Raw genomic sequence first — 17,135 nt, 5'->3', positions numbered from 1 at the left:
GAGGCAGTCTAAGTGCCCCATCGGCCAGACGCGTGAAGACGGCGTCGAGCCGCTGGCCGCGTGACCGGATCAGGCGCTGTCCTCGCGGATGGCATGATCCCGCGCATGGCGAAGCAAGAGACTCCCTTGATCACACCCGGCCGTATCTTGCGCGAGCTGTCCGAGGTGGAGGCCGCCGCCCTGGCGGCATCGTGGCTCGACGCGTTCGCGCGCGGTGTCCGTGCGATGAATCTGAAGGCCTACCTGTGGCACGTGTTCAGCGGGGGTGGCTACGAAAGCCTCTCCGGCAAGGAAGCGCTCGTGGCCTACGCGACGCGCGAGGCGCCGGAGTACATCGTCCTGTCGAACGACCGGAAAACCGCCTTCGTGACCGACCAGCGGCCCGACTGGACCTACATGGGCGACTGGTACGTCTTTCCGTCCAACTTCGCGTGGACCATGGCGTTCACCCATGAGGACGGATGGCTCGGGCCGTACTTTGCGACGCATCGAGACGGCGAGCGCCTGCACGCCGCCAACCTCGCGCAGATCCGCAAGCGGCGCGAGGTCGAGGAAGCCCGCGCCAAGGGCTGGACCTGATTCCTGTCGGAGGCGGCGCTCGCCGTACGCGGGCGTGATGGCTCAATCGCTCGACGTCCGGATCTCCAACCCGTCGCGAGAGGCCGCGCTGAAGAACGCTGCCAACCGCAGGCCGCGCCGCAACTGGGCGGGGTTGAGCGAGCCGTCGGCGCAGGTCATCAGCACCAGGAGCTCATGCACCAGGTCGCCCGCCTGTCGCGAGGACAGGCGAGGGCTGTCGTAGAACGCCAGCCACAGCGCGCTGAGCTGCGGATGACGTGCCGCCTCCGCCAGCTGGAGCAGGGCTTCGTCCTGCGGCGCGATGTGCTCGCGATGCTCGCCAGCGTAGAGCGTCATGGCCATCGTCGGGTCACCTCAGGAGCGGGGCAGTCCGCAGGGCAGGGAGGAAGGCCGGGCGTGGAAGCGCGGCCAGTGCATGGCCGCGTTGTACCTCAGCCGGAGGCGGTCGCTCCGACGTTGCCGTCCGGAACGTCGTCAGCCGTTCCGCGTAGGGATCCAGCGCCTCTTCCGGCCTGCCCAGCGGCAGACCCACCACCGCGGCGAACCGCTCCGGCGTGACCTGACCCTGCGCGATCAGCTCGTCCACCAGCGCCAGCAGCGCGTCGCGATGCGTCTCGAGCAAGTCCGTCGCGCGCGCATGCTCGGCCTGCAGCAGCGCCTCGATCGGCGCGTTGCTGGCCTCCACGTCCGTGCACAGGTTGTCGTCGCTGGCGGTGATGACATCGCTGCGGCCGATGCGCGGACCGTGGCCGAGGTGCCGCAGCATGCGCGCCGCCGTCTCGGTGGCCTTGCGAAGGTCGCTCTCGGCGCCGCTGGAGCTCATGTCGGCGCCGAACACGAGCAGCTCGGCGGCGCGGCCGGCCAGGCTGGTGCAGATGTTGTCCAGCAGGTTGCGCCGCGACCAGACCTTGCGCGAGGCATAGGCGTTGTAGCCGCCCTCGAAGCTCGCCACATGGATCTTGATCTCCCGCGGCGCGCGACCGAACAGCAGCGCATGCACCAGCCCGTGACCGGCCTCGTGCACCGCCAGCAGCGCGCGGAAGTCCGCGTTGTTGCGCTGGCGCAGACGGCTGATCTCGAAGGGCGCGGCGATCGCGTGGGACTCGTCGCGCCACTGCGCGATCAGGCTGCGACGGTCGGCGGCAAGCCGCACGTCGTCGCCCGCAGCCGCACCGCGCCCGATCGCCCACAGCGCGGCATTCGCCAGGCCGGCGCCCAGGATCGCGTGCAGCGACGAGAACAGCGGTCGCGTGCCCTGCGCGGGGAACACCGCGTTGGCGTAGATCTGCTCGCGCACGCTGGCGGTCAGGTCGAAGCGCAGGCCGCAGCGGGCCTCGGTCTCGCGGGCGTATCGGGCGCAGCCCTGCTCGATCAGCTGCTCGTACGCGCGGCGCGACAGCGAGGGATAGACCACATGCTCGTTGCCCAGCCGCGCGACCTGCTCCGGCTTGAAGCGCTTGTTCAGCGCCTGCTTGACGTCGATGACGCTGAGCTTGCCGGTCACCGCGTGGAAGGTGTCGGCATCGCTGTCGCAGTCGTCCACGCTGGTGGCGAGGTCCTCGTACATCTCGTCGAGGTTGCCGCAGACGAAGATCAGCAGCCGGCTGTAGTCGGTGTCCCATTGCTGCTGGCCGCGCTCCCGGAATTCGCGCAGGCGCGCCTGCACCTGGTCGGGCGTCCAGGCCATGATCGTCATCAGCGGCTCGTCGAGCTTGAGGGTGCGCTGCAGCTCCTGCGCCTCCCAGCTGCGCAGCTTGAAGCGCAGCTTCGCGTCGTCGGCATCGGCGCGCTCGGCGTCGAAGGCCGCCTCCGCCATGGACGACTCGATGTCGCCCAGCAGCGAGAGCGCCGGCGGCAGGCGGCCGTCGGAGAGCAGCGCCCACACGTCCTGGTAGCGCTCGACGCGCACCTCGTCGCGCTTGGCGTTGATCGTGCGGAAGCGCTGGAACTCGTCGAGCGCGAGGATGCCCGGCTCGCCCTCGCGCACGCCGGACCGCCCCAGCATCCCGGAGATGCTCTGCGCGCCGCGCATGCCGGCGCCGTTGGAGAAGCCGTCCATCTGCACTTCGACGAAACGGTTGTAGAAGCCCAGCAGCTGCGCCAGCCGGCGCACGAGCTGCGTCTTGCCGGTGCCCGTCAGTCCCCAGAGGCAGACGATGACGGGCCGCGAGACGAGCTCGGGCAGCACGTACCAGGCGCGCACCGAATCGATGACGCGGTCGATGATGGCGTCGATGCCGAACAGCTCGGTCTTGAGCTGGGCGGCGACGGATTGCAGCTGCTGGTTTCTCTGCGCCAGCTGCCCGCGCAGGTCGTTGGATTCATTCATCCCAATCCTCTCGTCGCAGCAGCGCCTGGAGCGCCACGCGGTCGGCGCGGCGTTGCGCGCCGCGGCTCTGGATGTGTTGGCCGGCGCCACGCAGTCCACGTTGGGCCATCGCGCGCGCCACGGGGTCGCGCGCACCGGGGCTCGTCTCGAGCACCAGCGTCATGGCTTGTTTCATGCGGCGCAGGGCCTTGACCCGCCCCTCCTGGAGGGCGCGGGAACGAAGTTGTGCACTCATTCGGTTTCCGAAAAGCAAAAGCCCCGGCTCGATGGCGGCGGGGCTTTGCTAAGCCGCGCGGTCTGAGGCCGTATCTGTGAACAGACACGGTCCAGCCGGGGCTCGGGAACCGTGTTCAGTCGATCGTCGAGATGAACAGGGAGGACATAAGAGGGATCTCCGTCGTGCGGGCGCTGTCGTCGGCGCCTTCAGCAGTGGACGCGGATGATGCTGAGCGAGGGCCCGGCGCGCAAGTGCGGTTCGTCTGCGCGTTGCGGCGCGCCAACGGCGCCTCGCCATCGCGCGACGGCGTGAACCGTCGATGCCATCAAGCAGGCAAGTCCTGGCACGCCACACCGAAGGACCGAACCTGCGGGGCCGCGATGTGGTGTCCTAGCCGCGTGGTTCTCCCTCTGAGGGGTGTCCCCCTGTCGCAGACGCATGTCGACGAGGCGCGGCGTCCCACAATCCATGCCGAGGAGAAAAACATGGCTCTCATTCGCGCCTGGTTGGTGCTCATCGTCTTGTGGCTGGCCTGTCTGGGCCTGGTGGTGTGGGTGCGGTCGATGACGCGCAGACAGGCCGTGGCCTGGCTGCAGCTCGCGCGCTGGGCAATCGGCGGCGCCGTGCTGGCGCTGGGCCTCGCGGCACTCACCATCTATCTATTCTGAGGAGAAGAAAAATGATCACCCAGGTTCACGCGCAATCGTTGCGTTCCTCGCGCCTGTCGCTCGTCGTGCTGGCCGCGGTGTCGCTGCTGGCCGGCTGCACCCGCATCGAGACCGGCGAGGTCGGCCTGCGCGTCGGCGTCGACAAGCAGATCAGCGGCGCCGAACTGCTGCCGGGCAGCTTCAACCAGACGCTCTTCGGCGACGTGCTGACCTTCCCGGTCCGCGACATCGCGGTCCTGCTGGAGAACAAGCAGCCGCTGACGTCCGACAACAGCACGCTGAAGGACTTCGACATGACGCTGGTCTACTCGATCAATCCGGCGGCGGTGTCGGACCTGTGGACCACGAAGAGCCGCACCTTCCATGCATTCAGCCGCGACGACCGCGACTGGATCCTGATGCACGGCTACATGACCACGGTGACCAACAACGCCGCCTACAAGGCGGTGCGCGAGTACAAGGCCCTGGCCGTCGCCGACAACCGCCAGAAGATCGAGGCCGAGATCAAGCGCATCGTCACGGAGACGCTGGCCTCGGAAGGGTTGGGCACGGCGCTGTCGGTGTCGCTGGTGCAGGTCCGCACGGTGATGCCGGCCGACGACATCATCGCGTCGGCCAACGCCGTGGTGACGGCGCAGAACGCGCTGCGCGCCAAGGAGATCGAGGTCGAGACGGCCAAGAAGGAAGCCGAGCGCATCGCCGCGCTGAACACCAACAGCAAGGCCATCGAGTACATGAACGCGCAGGCCCAGCTGAAGATCGCCGAAGGCGTGGCCGCCGGCAAGGTGCAGACGATCGTCGTGCCCTACGACTTCAAGGGCATCGTGAACGCGAATCCGCGCTGACCGCCACCCCGCTTTGGGCGCCCCGCGTCGTTGCAAATCCTCGCCATAGCTGGGCTATGGCTCCGGTTTGCGCCTAGCTGTGCATCCCAAATCGGGGTAGCGGTCAGCGCGGATTCCTCAGCGGGGACGGTTGATTCAGCTTTGCGAGAGCGCCTGCGCCTCGAGCTGCGACTTCAGGCCGTCCGGCAGCTTCAGCTGGCGGGCCAGTTCGTCGAGGTAGGCGCGCTCCATGAAGCTGGTCTCGTCGACCATCAGCAGGCTCGCGAGGTACATCTCGGCAGCGATCTCCGGCGTGGTGGCGGCCTGTGCGACCGCGGCGGGATCGAGCGGACGACGCAGCGCGTCCTCCTGCCAGCGGCGCAGTTCGGGATCGTCCTCGACGCGGCTGAGCGCCTGCTCGATCAGCTCGCGCTCGCGGTCGTCCAGATGGCCGTCGGCCTTGGCTGCGGCGATCATCGCCAGCAGCACGGCGCGGCTGTGCTCCTCGGCCTCGTCCTGCGGCACCCGGTCCAGCGTGCGCGGCTCCGCCGCGAGATGCGCTTGCGATGCCGCGGGCGAGCCCGGCGTCCACGCCGTTCCTGGCGCCTGTCCTTGTTGCCCTTGTTGCCCCTGCGGCGGCTGCTGCGCCTGCCAGGCCTTATAGGCCTTGTACGCCATCAAACCGAGCGCGGCGATGCTGCCGTACTTCAGCGCCTTCCCGCCGTAGCTGCGGCCGCGCTTGCTGCCGAGCAGCGCGCCGAGTACACCCGCCACGCCGGCACCCGCGCCGATCTTGCCGAGTCCGCCCAGGTTGCCGAGATTCCCTAGGTTGCCCAGTCCGCCGAGGCCGCCGAGTCCACCCAGCCCGCTCGAGCCGGTCCGGCCCGGTACGCCGCCGCTGCCCTGAAGGAGATCCCGACCCGATTTCAGCAGTTGATCCAGAAGTCCATGCGCACTCATCGCCAGCCCCTTTCAACACGATGGAAGAGTCTGTCAGTTGAGGGCGTCGGGCGGTATCCCCAGTCCGATCGACCTGTCGGCGGAATCGGCCGCGCCGGCTTGTTCGTTGAGTGAGGCGGTGCTAGCGACGCCGCCGCTTGGCGGTCAGGCTCACTTCGGCGCGCAGATCAGGTGCACGCCTCCGGGCAGATCGAGCGCCGCGTAGGAAAGCACCCGAGGCTCGGAGAGTCCCAGTCCGGCGCCCATGCCATCGGCCCTGGCCACCGAATAGACGACGCTGGTCGCTCCGGATTTCGGGTCGATGGTCAAGGTCTCCCCGGACGCGCTGTCCGCCTGGGTGAAGCTGTTCGACCCAGCCTGGATCGTCTTGCCGTCGAACGAGAACGACAGGCTCTGCGCGTCGAGCTTTCCGATCTGCGTGCAGTTCATCGTCGTGGCAGGGACCTGCAGATGCTTGGCCGCGACCGACCAGGCCCCTTGCGTGCCGAGCGCGGGCGGCGCACTGCCGACGCAGAGGTTGCCGGTGGTGAGCTTGGAATCGCCATCTACGGCCTTGGTCTCGTCGGTGACCGTGGCGCTCAGGGAGCCGCCCTTCAACTGGCTGAGGGCCGCCACGTATTTGCGATTGCCCTGTGGAAGCTCGTAGATGTCGGTACCGAACGCAAACGTCTTCTCGTTGAGGACGCTGGTGAACACCACCGTCGCGCCAGGCTCCTTGACGTAGTCGAGCGACCCCTTGCCCCAGCTGATGACGCCGCTCGCGGTGTACTGCATCGGCGATCCCGACTTCAGGTCGGGCATGTCCTGACCCTTCACGCTGCCGCAGGCGTCGGACGCGGTGGTGACCAGCTGCAGGGCGACATCGGCCTTGACCGCGTTCGTGAATGCCGCCGCCTTCGCGGTGTCCGCCGAGGCGTTCGGTGGCGAAGCCTCCGATGGCGTGTTCGACGGCGGGACTGTCGCTGGCGCGCCCTTGTCATCGACGGTGTCGTTGGACTTGGAGCAGGCAGTCAAGGCTGCCAGACAGGCAAGGGCGAGAACGCGTTGACGCATGGCGATCCGTGCAGGCACCGCGACTGCGGCGGTGCGGATCATTCTAGGAGGGCGTCGTGGCGCCGCTCCTTCACGTCGCCGGAACAGGTGGCCGAGCCCTCCGGACGGACTGCCCGATCCGCAATGCGGTGGACTAGCCCGGCACCAGCGAAAACATGTGCGCATCCCACGGCTGGCCATCGACGCCGCGAATGCGGTTGCGCAGCAGGCCCTCGTAGTGGGCGCCGCTCCGGCGCGCCACGGCCAGACTCGGTTCGTTGCCCTGCGCGACGACGATCTCCACGCGCTTCAGCTGGAGCTTGTCGAATGCGTGCCGGCTGAGCGCGCGCACCGCCGACGAGGCCGCGCCCTGGCCCTGCCAGGACGAGCGCACCCAGTAGCCGAGGTTGCAGAACGGGTGCACCGCATGCAGCGAGTTGAGCCCGCCGCCACCGACGAAGTCGCCGGACGCGCGGTCGAAGATGCCGAACTCGTAGCCGGTGCCGCTCTGCCAGCCGCGTGCGCAGTGGTCGAGCCACTCGGCGCCTTCGGTGGCGGAGAAGTCCGCATGCGCCCATTTCATCCAGCGGCCGATGGACTCATGCGACTCGCGGACCGCCGCGACGAAGTCCGGCAGGTCGGCGGGGCGGTAGGGGCGCAGCACGAAGCGGCCCTCGATCAGTTCGGTGCCCGCGGCGCCGGGTGCAGCGACGGCGCCGTAGTCCCAGACCTCGCCGGCCAGCTGCTTCGCGCAGGTCAGCATCGACCGGTTGTAGCGCGACAGCCGCGGCGCGAGCGCCGCCAGGGCCAGTCCGGCCGCCTCGTTGCCGCGGCCCTGCGCCGCGTAGGTGAGCGCCAGGATCGCGCGCGCCTCGTCATGCAGCGGACGGTCATGGCCGGGCTGCATGTGGTGCGCGAGTTCGCCGGTGAGCAGCGCCTCGCTCTCGTCGTAGCGCTTCAGCCAGCGCAGCGTGCTGCCGAGCTGGATGACCGCGCGCGTGCGCCGGTAGGGATCGAGACCGCCGGTCTCCAGCGCCGCGCGGTAGAGCGGCTCGGCCTCGGTTTCGAGGCCGGCCGTGTCGCGCGCGCAGGCCCGCTCGAAGAGGGCGCGGGCATCACCGACGGCACGTTCGGCGGCGAGCGCATCGATCTCGGCGATGAGCTGCGCGCCGGTGAGATCCGGCGCACGTCGCCAGACGTCGTCGAGGCGCAGGGACCAAGCGTCGTGGAGCGGGGCGGGTGCGGTCATCGGGGCAGTCTAGCGACTGCCCCCGAGCGTGCTGGAAGTCTGCAGCACGATCATCGCGAGGGTGGCCGCGGCCATCGCCGCGGTCGCCAGCCAGCCGAGCACGCGCCACAGCGGCGGCATGCGGAGCTCGCCGACGATCCTGCGGTGCGACGCGGCCACCATCACCGCGACCATGATCGGCACCGAGATCACCGCGTTCACGACCGCCGACCAGAACAGCGCCTTGATCGGGTTGAAGCCCGAGAGGCTGAGCGCCAGGCCGATCAGCATGGCGCCGCTCAGGATCGCGTAGAACGCCTTGGCGGAGTGGGCGGGGCGGTCCAGGCCGCGCCGCACGCCGGCGAGCGTGGCGACCGCGTAGGCCGCCGATCCCGCCAGCACCGGCAAGGCCAGGAAGCCCGTTCCCACGATGCCGGCCGCGAACAGGACGAAGGCGAATTCCCCCGCGATGGGCTTGAGCGCCTGTGCGGCCTGGGCGGTGGTCTCGATGTCGCGCACGCCGTGGGCATGCAGCGCGGCGGCGGTCGCGACGATCATGAAGAACGCGATCGTGTTCGAGAACCCCATGCCGACCAGCGTGTCCGTGCGCAGCCGTCGGAACTGGACCACCGCCTGCTCCGGCGCGACGGCGAGCGGCCGGTCCGCGTCGATGCGGCGGATCTCCTCGGCCTCCTGGCTGGCCTGCCAGAAGAAGAGGTAGGGGCTGATCGTCGTGCCGAGGATCGCGACGACGGTGGTCGCGTACTCGCGGTCCCACTGCGCCGCCGGCAGCACCAGCGACTTCAGCGCGAGCACCCAGTCCGCCTGCGCCGCGAAGCCCACCCCGACGTAGGCCAGCAGCGTCAGCGTCAGCCATTTCAGCAGCCTCACGTAGCGCTCATAGGGCAGCCAGATCTGCAGCAGCAGTGAGAGCAGCGCCATCACGACGACGAATGCGCCGGGCGGGCCGCCGACGGCCAGATGCATCGCGTCGCCCATCGCGCTGAGATCGGCGCCGAGGTTGATCACGTTCGCGACGACCAGCAGCGACACCAGCGCGACCACCAGCCAGCGCGGGCAGAGCTTCGAGAAGTTCTCGGTGAGACCCTTGCCGGTGATGCGGCCGATGCGGGCGCTGGCGAGCTGGATGCCCACCATCAGCGGGAAGGTGACCAGGATGGTCCAGCCGACCGCGTAGCCGTACTGCGCGCCGGCCTGCGAGTAGGTCGCGATGCCGCTCGGGTCGTCGTCGGCCGCGCCGGTGATCAGGCCGGGGCCGAGCTTGCTCCACCACGGCGTGCTGGGCGTCGGTGGGTCGGCATCCGTCGCGGCGTCCCTGTCGATTCGCTCCATGCCGGCTCCTGGTTTGCCGGAGCACAGGCAAGCGCAGTGCCCGTCACCTACTGCTCGAAGCGCACGCCCTTCACCGGCAGCGCCGGCGCTTCCCACGCGTAAGTGGCGTGGAGCACGTTGCGCTCGTCATGCATGCCGGGCCAGCGCAGCTGCATCAGCTCGGCCAGCGTCCACCCGGCCCAGTCGGCGCGGAACGGCCGCGAGGCCGTCGAGGTGTCGAAGTCCGACTCGCTGCGCCACAGCAGCGCCGGGATGCGGTAGCCCGACGCCGTGCCCGGGCTGTGGCCGGCGTGGTCGAGGCTGTGGCCGACCTCCTGCCCATGGTCCGAGACGAACATCCACGCGCCGCGTCCACCCGCCGGCAGGTGACTGCGCGTGAGCCGCAAGGTCTGCGCCACGATGTGGTCGTGATAGTGGATGGCCGAGTCGTAGTCCTGCCGGAACTCCCGCACCCACGCGGCGCGACCGTCGCGTTTCATCGCGGTGTCCACCGCGTCGCCGTCGTCGTGGTCGAAGGGATGCTCGCCCGGCGGCATGCGCAGCCGGTAATGCGGATGCGCACCCAGCAGATGCACCACCACCAGCTTGCGAGGCGCGGGATCGGCCAGCGCGGTCTCGACCTCGTCCAGCAACTCGCCATCCAGCGACCCCGACGAGCGGCCCGGCTGCCGGTTGATCATCTCGACCACGTCGGCCAGCCGCGCATGCTGCTGGTCGACGGCGACGTCGTCATGGTTGCTCACCCACCAGACCTTGTAGCCCGCGCTCTTGGCCAGCGCGAGCAGGTGCTGCGTGCGGCCGGCGGGATCGTCCTCGTCGCGCTCGCCGAAGCTGAACAGGCCGCTCAGCGATGCGACCGTCGTCGCCTGCGTCGACCACGCGTGACGCAGCGTCAGCAGCCGGGCGCGTTCCTCGTCGCGCAGCGCGATCAGCTCCGGCGTCGTCGGCCGCGCGTAGCCGTAGAGGCTCATGTTGTCGCGGTTCACGCTCTCGCCCAGGACCAGCACCACCGTCGACGGCGCGTTCGTCGCCATCGTGGGGGTCGCCGCGCGGGCGTTGCGCATCAGCTGTTCCCGCTGGACCTGCTGGTCCGCCCAGTTGGCGCGCAGGTCCGCGACCTGCTGCGTCCAGGCCGGCCAGAACAGCAGCGGATGGTGACGGCGCCAGGGCTTGCTCAGGTGGGCGAGGGCGCAGACGGCCAGCACCACGAGGAGCCCGATGCGGGCACGGCGCGAGAGCGCCGGTTGATCGCGCGTCGCGCGCGTGATCGCGACGCCGGCGAGCCCGAGCATCGCGATCAGCGCGGCAAGCGCCAGCGCCATCGCGGGAACCTGCGAGGTCAGGTATTCGATCGATTCGCGCGGCGTCGTGTTCGCCGCCGCGGCGAGCACGAGCGAGCTGTCCGGCGCCGCCTGGTACTGGCTCTGCAGGAAGCCTCGCACCGCCCCGTCGACGAGGAACGCCGAGATCACGACGAAGACCGCGGCCCAGCGCAAGCGACGCCACGCAGGGCGCTCGACGGGCCACAGCAGCCAGAGCAGGGCGGGGAGGGCGAGCAGCCCGACCTGCGCCGCACGGCGGCTCTCGTGGCCCGCCAGCACCGCCGCGGCGCAGGCGAGCGCGAGCAGGCCCAGGGCACCCCAGCGCAGGAGCGCGGGGCGTTGGAACATCAAAGCGGACATCGGACGGGAAGAAGGCGGGAAGAAGGCGGGAAGGGGGAGGAAAGGCGCGCAGTCTACGCACCCGCTCACAAGGTCGGTCTCAGGACCTTCCAGACGTTGTCCAGCATCACCGGGTGCGCCTTGGCCAGCGGATGGATGCGGTCGCCCTGGAACCACTCCGCCATGTCCGGGCGGTCGGCCACGCCGGCCAGCAGGAAGGGCACCAGCGACACCTTCTCCTCCTGGGCGACGACCTGGAAGCTGCCCTCGAAATCGCGCGCGTAGCTGGCGCCCATGTTCGGCGGGATCTGCATGCCGACCACCGTCACCTTCGCGCCGGCCGCCTTGCCGGCCTGCACCATCGCCTTGAGGTTGTCGCGGGTCATCTTCAGCGGCAGCCCGCGCAGCGCGTCGTTGCCGCCGAGCTCGATGATCAGGTGCGTCGGGCGATGCTGCAGGAGCAGCGCCGGCAGCCGCGAGCGACCGCCCGAGGTCGTGTCGCCGCTGATGCTGGCGTTGATCACCTCGGCGCCGAGCTTCTGCGCCTTCAGGCGCTGGTCCAGCAGCGCCACCCAGCCGCTGCCGCGGGCCAGGCCGTACTCGGCCGACAGGCTGTCGCCCAGCACGACGATGCGGCGCGCGGCCGCGCCCGGCGCGGCACCCCCTTCGGTGCGACCTTGCGCCGCGACAGGCCCGGCCAGGACCCCGGTCGCGACGAGGGTCGCGACACAGGCGCTACAGTGCAACATCCATTCACGGCGGCGCATCTGCGGTTGATTCATGGTTCAGAACATCCTCGAAGTCGATCACGTCAGCAAGTCGGTCCAGGATGCCGACGGCGTGCTGACCATTCTGCATGACATCAATTTCCAGCTGCAGGCGCGGGAGTCGGTGGCCATCGTCGGCGCCTCGGGCTCCGGCAAGAGCACGCTGCTGTCCATCCTCGCCGGCCTGGACACGCCGTCCGAAGGCACCGTGCGGCTGCAGGGGCAGAACATGTTCGCGCTGGACGAGGACGGGCGCGCCGCGCTGCGCGGGGCGCACCTGGGGTTCGTGTTCCAGAGCTTCCAGCTGCTGGCGCACCTGACCGCGCTGGAGAACGTCATGCTGCCGCTCGAACTGCGCGGCGAGCGGGACGCGCGGGCGCAGGCCAAGCTCATGCTGGAACGCGTGGGGCTGGGGCAGCGGCTGTCGCACTATCCGCGCGTGCTGTCGGGCGGGGAACAGCAGCGCGTGGCGCTCGCCCGCGCCTTCGTGCAGCAACCGGCGCTGCTGCTGGCCGATGAACCGACCGGCAGCCTCGACTACGCCACCGGCGAGCAGGTCATGGCGCTGATGTTCGAGCTCAACCGGGAGTTGGGGACCACGCTCGTCATGGTCACCCACGATCAGAGCATCGCGGCGCGCTGTGAGCGTCAGCTGAAGATCTCGGCCGGGCATCTGCAGGACATCACGATGGCGGATCTGCCGGCTTGAGGGCGCTGGCATGCCCCGTATGGAGCGTTGGCCGCCATTGCAAGGGGCCACAGGCGGCAAGCGCCTGAACCCCTAGCAATGCCGTCCCCGACCACCATCGGCCTTCGACGGTTTTGCGACCGGGGACGTCGGCAGACGTCGGGAGCGGTGGGACGGGCAGGGATCGTCAGTGGCGCGCGGGGCGCGCCGCGCGCTCGCGCAGGCGCCTTCTGCGCTCGAAGCGGATGACGGCCCACCAGCCGATGTAGACGATCACGTAGAGGGCCAGGCCCAGGATGACGCCGGCGAGCGGCAGGCCCACCAGCAGCGGCGTGCCCAGCTCGGAGAGCCATTGGCTCAGCGCGTGCCACCAGCTCGACGGATCGCTCCAGTTGAGCGCAAGTTCCTTCGGGGCGGAGATCGGGCCGTGGATGCCCAGCACCTGACGGCCCAGGAAGATCGCCAGCGTCCAGATCGGCACCAGCGTCAACGGATTCGTCAGCCAGGTCGCGGCAATCGCCGCGGCGACGTTGGCCCGGCAGGCGATCGCCACCACGGCCGCCAGCAGCATCTGCGTCGGCAACGGGATCACGCCGACGGCCAATCCCAGTCCCGCACCCAACGCCACGCGCCGCCGGTGCGCCACCCACAGCCAGGGGCGCTCCTTCAGGTAAAGGCCCAGCCACTTCAAGCCCTTGGTCTGTTCCAGGGACTCGGGCGAGGGCAGCAGTCGGCGGGCAAGGCGGGAAGCCGTCATGAGGTCATCAAGCGATCATCAGATGTGAAAAGCCCGCGCGGCTGACCTGCAGCGGCGCGGGCTCTGAACAGTACAGCAAAGACTGTTCGGATCGGCGATCAGTTCTGGGAGAACTTGAAGTCGGTCTTGGCCTTGGAGCGCAGTTCCTCCTGGAAGTCCGCGACCTTCTGCTGCTGCATGCGCTGCACGATCTGGGCCTTGACGTCGTCGAAGGCCGGGAACTGCGCCTGGCGCGTCTCTTCCAGCTTGATGATGTGGAAGCCGAACTGCGACTTCACCGGCTCCTGCGTCATCTCGCCGGCCTTCAGCTTGGCCAGGGCCGCGCTGAATTCAGGCACGTAGGCGTCCGGCGCGGACCAGCCCAGGTCGCCGCCGTTCTGGGCGGAACCGGTGTCCTTGGAGTTCTTGGTCGCGAGGTCCTCGAACTTGGCGCCGCCGTTCAGCTGCTTGACCAGCGCCTTGGCGTCTTCTTCCTTCTCCACCAGGATGTGGCGGGCGTGGAATTCGGTGCCGGAGGCCTGGGCCTTGAACTTGTCGTACTCGGCCTTCGCGTCGGCGTCGGTGATCGGGTTCTTCTTGGCGTAGTCGGCGAACAGCTCGCGGATCAGCAGGGACTGGCGGGCCAGTTCCATCTGGTTCTTGTAGTCGTCGGTCTTGTTCAGGCCGCGCTTCTCGGCTTCCTGCAGGAAGATCTCGCGCAGGACGACCTCTTCCTTGACCTTGTTCTCCATCTCGGGGCTGCGCGGCTGGCCACCCTTGGTGATCTGGCTGATCAGCACGTCGGCGCGGGCCTTCGGCACGGGCTTGCCGTTCACGATCGCGATGTTCTGGGCGAGGGCCGGCAGGGCCACGGCGCCGATGACCGCCACGGTGGCGGCGAGCACAAACTTCTTCATGATGGGTAAAGGGCCTTTCGACTCTCGGGTGAGCGTGAACGCTCCAAAACAAAGCGCCGACTGGCGGCGCTGCTAGAGACCTGGTTTCTGCTGTTCGTCGGGCGCGCGCGCATCGATGGCGAGCGCGTGGATGCCCTTCTGCATCAGATCGGCGAGGGCATCATATACGAGCCGATGCCGATGCACCCTGGGTAAACCGGCAAAGCGCGCGCTCACGATTTCGAGGTAGTAATGGCCTCCCTCGCGTGCGCCGGCATGCCCCGCGTGATGCGCGCTGTCGTCCCTCAGGCGCAGCACCACGGGCGACAGCGCCGCCCTCAGGCGGGCCTCGATCTCGACCGAGGGCGTGGCCGCCGGATTCGGCGCCGAGGCCGATGCCGACGGGGGATTCGCGCCGGTGCCGTCGCCGCTCACGGCTTGGGCTCCTCGGCGGCGGCCTCGGTCTCATGCGGAAGATGCCGGCTCATGTAGACGCCCTGGCCCAGCGTGAACAGCACGATCAGACCGGTCGAACCGAAGGCCTTGAAGTTGGCCCAGGCCTCGGTGCTGAAGGCGTAAGCGACGTAAAGATTGGCAAAACCCATCAGCCCGAAGAAGGCCACCCAGGCCCAGTTGAGTCGTGTCCATGCGGCATCGGGCAGCGGCAGTTCAGCGCCCAGCATCTTGCGCAGCAGGTTCTTGCCGAGGAAGACGTGGCTGATGAAGAAGGCCGCGGAGAACGCCCAATAGAGCATCGTCGGCTTCCACTTGATGAAGGTCTCGTTATGGAAGTAGACGGTGGCCGCCCCGAGCGTGACCACCAGGCCCAGGCTGATCCACAGCATCAGGTCGACCTTGCGGCCGCGCAGCTTCAGGAAGAGGACCTGCGAGATCGTCGCGAGCATCACGACGAGGGTGGCGAGCAGCACCGGCGCCTCGGTCGCGCCGACCTTGCCGCCGGACACCAGGAAACCGAGGTGCTCGGTGGCGAAGGCCGCCGCCGCATCCGGCCGTCCGTCGGCGACCTTGAACGTGACGAAGAACAGCAGGAGCGGCAGGAAATCGAGCAGGAGCTTCATTCGGGAATCAGTACGGCTAGGCGCTCAGCGCTGGGGCTCGAAGTCTATCGCGGCGGAATTGATGCAGAAGCGCTCGCCCGTCGGGTCCGGACCATCGGGGAAGACGTGGCCCAGGTGGGTGCCGCAGTGGTTGCAACGCACCTCGACGCGGACCATGCCGTGGGTCGAATCGACGACGCGCTCCACGACCTCGGCGTTGATCGGCTCGTAATAGCTGGGCCAGCCGCAGCCGGCGTCGAACTTGGTGTCCGCCTTGAACAGCGGCGTGCCGCAGCCGATGCAGTTGTAGTTCCCGGCTTCCCAGTGGTCCCAGTACTTGCCGGTGAAGGCGCGTTCGGTCGCGGCATGCCGGGCGACCTGGTACTGCGTCGGGTCCAGCTGCTCGCGCCACTCGGCGTCCGTCTTCTTGACGGGGTAGGCGGTGTCGCGATCGCGGTCCTGGTCGGTGGCGTCTTGGATGAACTTGTCGTAGCGGCTCATGATGAACAGGAAACCTCCAGCGTTTGCGCCCAGTCGGGCGGGAAACCGGCGTCGGACGCCAGCGCGGGCTCGTCGAACGGACGTCGCAGCACGTCGAGCAGCCGGCGCACCTCGCTGAAGTCGCCGGCCTCGGCCCGTTGGATCGCCGTCTCGGCCAGGTGGTTTCTCAGGACCACCGCCGGGTTCACGGCATTCATCCGTCGGGCACGGGACGCAAGTGCGTCCGCCGGCTCGATCTTCAAGCGCGCCGCATAGCGCGACGCCCACGCGTCGAAGCCGGCGCGGTCCAGGAACAGGTCGCGGAGGCCCGAATCCGCCGCCGCCTCCAGCGGCTGCGCCGGATCGAAGCCCGCCAGCCGGCGGTGCGCGATCGTGTAGTCGGTGTGATGTGCAGCCAGCAGGCGCAGCCAGTCGTCGATCAGCGGGCCGTCCTCGCCGCGCTCGTCGACCTCGGCGCTGAGGCCGAGCTTCGCGCGCATCGCGCCGAGCAGCGCGGCGCCGAAGCGGTCGCGGTAGATCTCCAGCGCCTCGATCAGCTCGTCGCCGGCCGCCTCCGCATCGGTGGCTATGCCGGGCATCAGCGGCAGCAAGGCCTGCGCCAGCGCATGCAGGTTCCAGAACGCGACCTGCGGCTGCCGCGCGAAGGCGTAGCGGCCCTGGTGGTCCGAGTGGTTGCAGATGTGGCCCGGATCGAAGCCGTCCATGAAACCGAACGGGCCGTAGTCGATGGTCAGGCCCAGCATCGACATGTTGTCGGTGTTCATCACGCCATGCATGAAGCCGACGGCCTGCCACTGCGCGACCAGCTCGGCGGTCTGCGCGGCGACCTTGGACAGCGCCGCGGTCACCGGATTCGGCGCGTCGGCGCACTCCGGCGCGTGATGGCGGACGAAGAAGTCGAACAGCTCGCGCGTGCGGGCTTCCATGCCGTGATGGGTGAAGTGCTCGAAGTGCCCGAAGCGCAGGAAGCTGGGTGCGACGCGCGTGACGATGGCGCCGGTCTCGACGCGCTCGCGCTGCACCTTCAGCGAGGTCGAGCCGGTGATTGCGAGCGCGCGTGTGGTCGGGATGCCCAGCGCGGCCATGGCCTCGGAGCAGAGGAACTCGCGGATCGACGAGCGCAGCACCGCGCGGCCGTCGCCGCGGCGCGAGTAGGGCGTCAGGCCCGCGCCCTTGAGCTGGAGTTCGAAGTGGCCGTTCGGACCGTCGACGCCGCCGAGCAGCAGCGCGCGACCGTCGCCCAGCTGTCCGGCCCACACGCCGAACTGATGGCCGCTGTACACGGTGGCCAGCGGCTTCATGCCGGCGAGGCGGGCGTTGCCGCTGAAGGCCTCGAGGGCCGCGGGGCGAGTCCACCAGTCGTCGGGCCAGCCGAGCAGGGCGGCGCAGTCGGGACTGGTCGCGACCCAGTGCGGATCGGGCAATCCGGTGCCGGGGAGTTCGGTGAAGAAGTCGGACCCGAGGCTGGCGAAGCGATGGCTCCAGCGATCAGGCTCGGCGCCTGGGAAGTCCGCGTCGAGGCCAGTGTGGAGGCCCGCGTTGAGAGGCGCATTCATGGCGGCAGTTTACCGAGCCCCTCATGGCCCTGCGGCTCGCGGGGTACCGACGGAGGACGATGCGGCCAGAAAGACAAAAGGC

At 69.1% G+C, this 17,135-nt stretch carries 19 protein-coding genes; 4 read left to right on the top strand and 15 right to left on the bottom strand.

The annotated features are described in order from the left end of the window. The first annotated feature begins 93 nt into the window (after nucleotides 1-93). A complete protein-coding gene (locus ACQ86G_RS30165) occupies nucleotides 94-579 on the top strand; it encodes a DUF4275 family protein (protein WP_431258692.1) in 486 nt (161 codons plus the stop codon). 42 nt (nucleotides 580-621) lie between these two features. Here the strand turns inward: ACQ86G_RS30165 and ACQ86G_RS30160 are convergent, their stop codons facing one another. The 3 genes from ACQ86G_RS30160 to ACQ86G_RS30150 are packed head-to-tail and all read right to left on the bottom strand — an operon-like array spanning nucleotide 622 to nucleotide 3,083. Next, nucleotides 622-921 (bottom strand): hypothetical protein, encoded by a 300-nt coding sequence (locus ACQ86G_RS30160; RefSeq protein WP_431258691.1) that lies wholly within the window; start codon nucleotides 919-921, stop codon nucleotides 622-624. A gap of 7 nt (nucleotides 922-928) precedes the next feature. Next, complete coding sequence (locus ACQ86G_RS30155) at nucleotides 929-2,908, bottom strand: AAA family ATPase (protein WP_431258690.1); 1,980 nt, start codon at nucleotides 2,906-2,908, stop codon at nucleotides 929-931. Then, nucleotides 2,901-3,083, bottom strand: a complete 183-nt coding sequence (locus ACQ86G_RS30150; protein WP_331613886.1) for a hypothetical protein — start codon at nucleotides 3,081-3,083, stop codon at nucleotides 2,901-2,903. The genes ACQ86G_RS30155 and ACQ86G_RS30150 overlap by 8 nt, the downstream gene beginning before the upstream one ends. Before the next feature lie 527 nt (nucleotides 3,084-3,610). On the opposite strand from ACQ86G_RS30150, the gene ACQ86G_RS30145 reads away from it, so the two are divergent. Both ACQ86G_RS30145 and ACQ86G_RS30140 read left to right on the top strand, forming a co-directional pair. Then, a complete protein-coding gene (locus ACQ86G_RS30145) occupies nucleotides 3,611-3,793 on the top strand; it encodes a hypothetical protein (protein ID WP_431258689.1) in 183 nt (60 codons plus the stop codon). 11 nt (nucleotides 3,794-3,804) lie between these two features. Further along, nucleotides 3,805-4,638, top strand: a complete 834-nt coding sequence (locus tag ACQ86G_RS30140) for an SPFH domain-containing protein (RefSeq protein ID WP_431258688.1) — start codon at nucleotides 3,805-3,807, stop codon at nucleotides 4,636-4,638. Nucleotides 4,639-4,773: 135 nt separating this feature from the next. On the opposite strand, the gene ACQ86G_RS30135 is transcribed toward ACQ86G_RS30140, so the two are convergent. The 6 genes from ACQ86G_RS30135 to ACQ86G_RS30110 form a co-directional block, all read right to left on the bottom strand. Next, complete coding sequence (locus ACQ86G_RS30135) at nucleotides 4,774-5,577, bottom strand: tellurite resistance TerB family protein (protein ID WP_431258687.1); 804 nt, start codon at nucleotides 5,575-5,577, stop codon at nucleotides 4,774-4,776. A 150-nt stretch (nucleotides 5,578-5,727) separates the two neighbouring features. After that, nucleotides 5,728-6,672 carry a hypothetical protein gene (locus tag ACQ86G_RS30130; RefSeq protein WP_431258686.1) on the bottom strand — a complete coding sequence of 315 codons (945 nt, stop codon included), beginning with the start codon at nucleotides 6,670-6,672 and terminating at the stop codon, nucleotides 5,728-5,730. Nucleotides 6,673-6,763: 91 nt separating this feature from the next. Continuing rightward, complete coding sequence (locus tag ACQ86G_RS30125; RefSeq protein ID WP_431258685.1) at nucleotides 6,764-7,858, bottom strand: tetratricopeptide repeat protein; 1,095 nt, start codon at nucleotides 7,856-7,858, stop codon at nucleotides 6,764-6,766. Between the two features lie 9 nt (nucleotides 7,859-7,867). Beyond that, nucleotides 7,868-9,190, bottom strand: a complete 1,323-nt coding sequence (locus ACQ86G_RS30120) for an NRAMP family divalent metal transporter (RefSeq protein ID WP_431258684.1) — start codon at nucleotides 9,188-9,190, stop codon at nucleotides 7,868-7,870. 47 nt (nucleotides 9,191-9,237) lie between these two features. After that, complete coding sequence (locus tag ACQ86G_RS30115) at nucleotides 9,238-10,860, bottom strand: phosphoethanolamine transferase (RefSeq protein ID WP_431258683.1); 1,623 nt, start codon at nucleotides 10,858-10,860, stop codon at nucleotides 9,238-9,240. Between the two features lie 77 nt (nucleotides 10,861-10,937). Next, on the bottom strand, nucleotides 10,938-11,633 hold the full coding sequence (locus ACQ86G_RS30110) for an arylesterase (protein WP_431258682.1): 696 nt from the start codon (nucleotides 11,631-11,633) through the stop codon (nucleotides 10,938-10,940). Between ACQ86G_RS30110 and ACQ86G_RS30105 the strand changes: the two genes are divergently transcribed. Further along, nucleotides 11,632-12,327, top strand: coding sequence for an ABC transporter ATP-binding protein (locus ACQ86G_RS30105; RefSeq protein WP_421033046.1), 696 nt, complete (start codon nucleotides 11,632-11,634; stop codon nucleotides 12,325-12,327). The two genes, ACQ86G_RS30110 and ACQ86G_RS30105, sit on opposite strands and share 2 nt — an antisense overlap. 166 nt (nucleotides 12,328-12,493) lie before the next feature. On the opposite strand, the gene ACQ86G_RS30100 is transcribed toward ACQ86G_RS30105, so the two are convergent. The 6 genes from ACQ86G_RS30100 to ACQ86G_RS30075 all read right to left on the bottom strand — a co-directional run bounded on the left by ACQ86G_RS30100 (nucleotide 12,494) and on the right by ACQ86G_RS30075 (nucleotide 17,053). After that, a complete protein-coding gene (locus ACQ86G_RS30100; RefSeq protein ID WP_431258681.1) occupies nucleotides 12,494-13,063 on the bottom strand; it encodes a DUF2062 domain-containing protein in 570 nt (189 codons plus the stop codon). A gap of 98 nt (nucleotides 13,064-13,161) precedes the next feature. Beyond that, nucleotides 13,162-13,959: a foldase protein PrsA gene (locus tag ACQ86G_RS30095; protein ID WP_431258680.1), complete on the bottom strand. Its 798-nt coding sequence runs from the start codon at nucleotides 13,957-13,959 to the stop codon at nucleotides 13,162-13,164. 72 nt (nucleotides 13,960-14,031) lie between these two features. Then, complete coding sequence (locus ACQ86G_RS30090; RefSeq protein ID WP_067281532.1) at nucleotides 14,032-14,292, bottom strand: BolA family protein; 261 nt, start codon at nucleotides 14,290-14,292, stop codon at nucleotides 14,032-14,034. A 77-nt stretch (nucleotides 14,293-14,369) separates the two neighbouring features. Beyond that, nucleotides 14,370-15,017 (bottom strand): septation protein A, encoded by a 648-nt coding sequence (locus ACQ86G_RS30085; protein ID WP_431258679.1) that lies wholly within the window; start codon nucleotides 15,015-15,017, stop codon nucleotides 14,370-14,372. Nucleotides 15,018-15,041: 24 nt separating this feature from the next. Continuing rightward, nucleotides 15,042-15,497: a peptide-methionine (R)-S-oxide reductase MsrB gene (msrB, locus tag ACQ86G_RS30080; RefSeq protein ID WP_431258678.1), complete on the bottom strand. Its 456-nt coding sequence runs from the start codon at nucleotides 15,495-15,497 to the stop codon at nucleotides 15,042-15,044. Next, entirely contained in the window at nucleotides 15,494-17,053 is a 1,560-nt protein-coding gene (locus ACQ86G_RS30075) for a protein adenylyltransferase SelO (protein ID WP_431258677.1), read from the bottom strand. The genes msrB and ACQ86G_RS30075 overlap by 4 nt, the downstream gene beginning before the upstream one ends. Nucleotides 17,054-17,135 lie beyond the last annotated feature (82 nt).

It is taken from the genome of Roseateles chitinivorans (genome assembly GCF_050632145.1).
Taxonomy (GTDB): domain Bacteria; phylum Pseudomonadota; class Gammaproteobacteria; order Burkholderiales; family Burkholderiaceae_C; genus Roseateles; species Roseateles chitinivorans_B.
The sequence above is the reverse complement of the archived record's forward strand: the minus strand, read 5'-3'. Positions and strand labels throughout refer to the sequence as shown.

What these genes read in the sequence shown, in the direction of transcription:
- ACQ86G_RS30120 (WP_431258684.1), bottom strand. Translation starts at nt 9,190, where the DNA reads ATGGAGCGAATCGACAGGGACGCCGCGACGGATGCCGACCCACCGACG.
- ACQ86G_RS30125 (WP_431258685.1), bottom strand. Translation starts at nt 7,858, where the DNA reads ATGACCGCACCCGCCCCGCTCCACGACGCTTGGTCCCTGCGCCTCGAC.
- ACQ86G_RS30135 (WP_431258687.1), bottom strand. Translation starts at nt 5,577, where the DNA reads ATGAGTGCGCATGGACTTCTGGATCAACTGCTGAAATCGGGTCGGGAT.
- ACQ86G_RS30085 (WP_431258679.1), bottom strand. Translation starts at nt 15,017, where the DNA reads ATGAAGCTCCTGCTCGATTTCCTGCCGCTCCTGCTGTTCTTCGTCACG.
- ACQ86G_RS30075 (WP_431258677.1), bottom strand. Translation starts at nt 17,053, where the DNA reads ATGAATGCGCCTCTCAACGCGGGCCTCCACACTGGCCTCGACGCGGAC.
- ACQ86G_RS30145 (WP_431258689.1), top strand. Translation starts at nt 3,611, where the DNA reads ATGGCTCTCATTCGCGCCTGGTTGGTGCTCATCGTCTTGTGGCTGGCC.
- ACQ86G_RS30115 (WP_431258683.1), bottom strand. Translation starts at nt 10,860, where the DNA reads ATGTTCCAACGCCCCGCGCTCCTGCGCTGGGGTGCCCTGGGCCTGCTC.
- ACQ86G_RS30095 (WP_431258680.1), bottom strand. Translation starts at nt 13,959, where the DNA reads ATGAAGAAGTTTGTGCTCGCCGCCACCGTGGCGGTCATCGGCGCCGTG.
- ACQ86G_RS30165 (WP_431258692.1), top strand. Translation starts at nt 94, where the DNA reads ATGATCCCGCGCATGGCGAAGCAAGAGACTCCCTTGATCACACCCGGC.
- ACQ86G_RS30110 (WP_431258682.1), bottom strand. Translation starts at nt 11,633, where the DNA reads ATGAATCAACCGCAGATGCGCCGCCGTGAATGGATGTTGCACTGTAGC.
- msrB (WP_431258678.1), bottom strand. Translation starts at nt 15,497, where the DNA reads ATGAGCCGCTACGACAAGTTCATCCAAGACGCCACCGACCAGGACCGC.
- ACQ86G_RS30100 (WP_431258681.1), bottom strand. Translation starts at nt 13,063, where the DNA reads ATGACGGCTTCCCGCCTTGCCCGCCGACTGCTGCCCTCGCCCGAGTCC.
- ACQ86G_RS30155 (WP_431258690.1), bottom strand. Translation starts at nt 2,908, where the DNA reads ATGAATGAATCCAACGACCTGCGCGGGCAGCTGGCGCAGAGAAACCAG.
- ACQ86G_RS30140 (WP_431258688.1), top strand. Translation starts at nt 3,805, where the DNA reads ATGATCACCCAGGTTCACGCGCAATCGTTGCGTTCCTCGCGCCTGTCG.
- ACQ86G_RS30130 (WP_431258686.1), bottom strand. Translation starts at nt 6,672, where the DNA reads ATGATCCGCACCGCCGCAGTCGCGGTGCCTGCACGGATCGCCATGCGT.
- ACQ86G_RS30150 (WP_331613886.1), bottom strand. Translation starts at nt 3,083, where the DNA reads ATGAAACAAGCCATGACGCTGGTGCTCGAGACGAGCCCCGGTGCGCGC.
- ACQ86G_RS30105 (WP_421033046.1), top strand. Translation starts at nt 11,632, where the DNA reads ATGGTTCAGAACATCCTCGAAGTCGATCACGTCAGCAAGTCGGTCCAG.
- ACQ86G_RS30160 (WP_431258691.1), bottom strand. Translation starts at nt 921, where the DNA reads ATGGCCATGACGCTCTACGCTGGCGAGCATCGCGAGCACATCGCGCCG.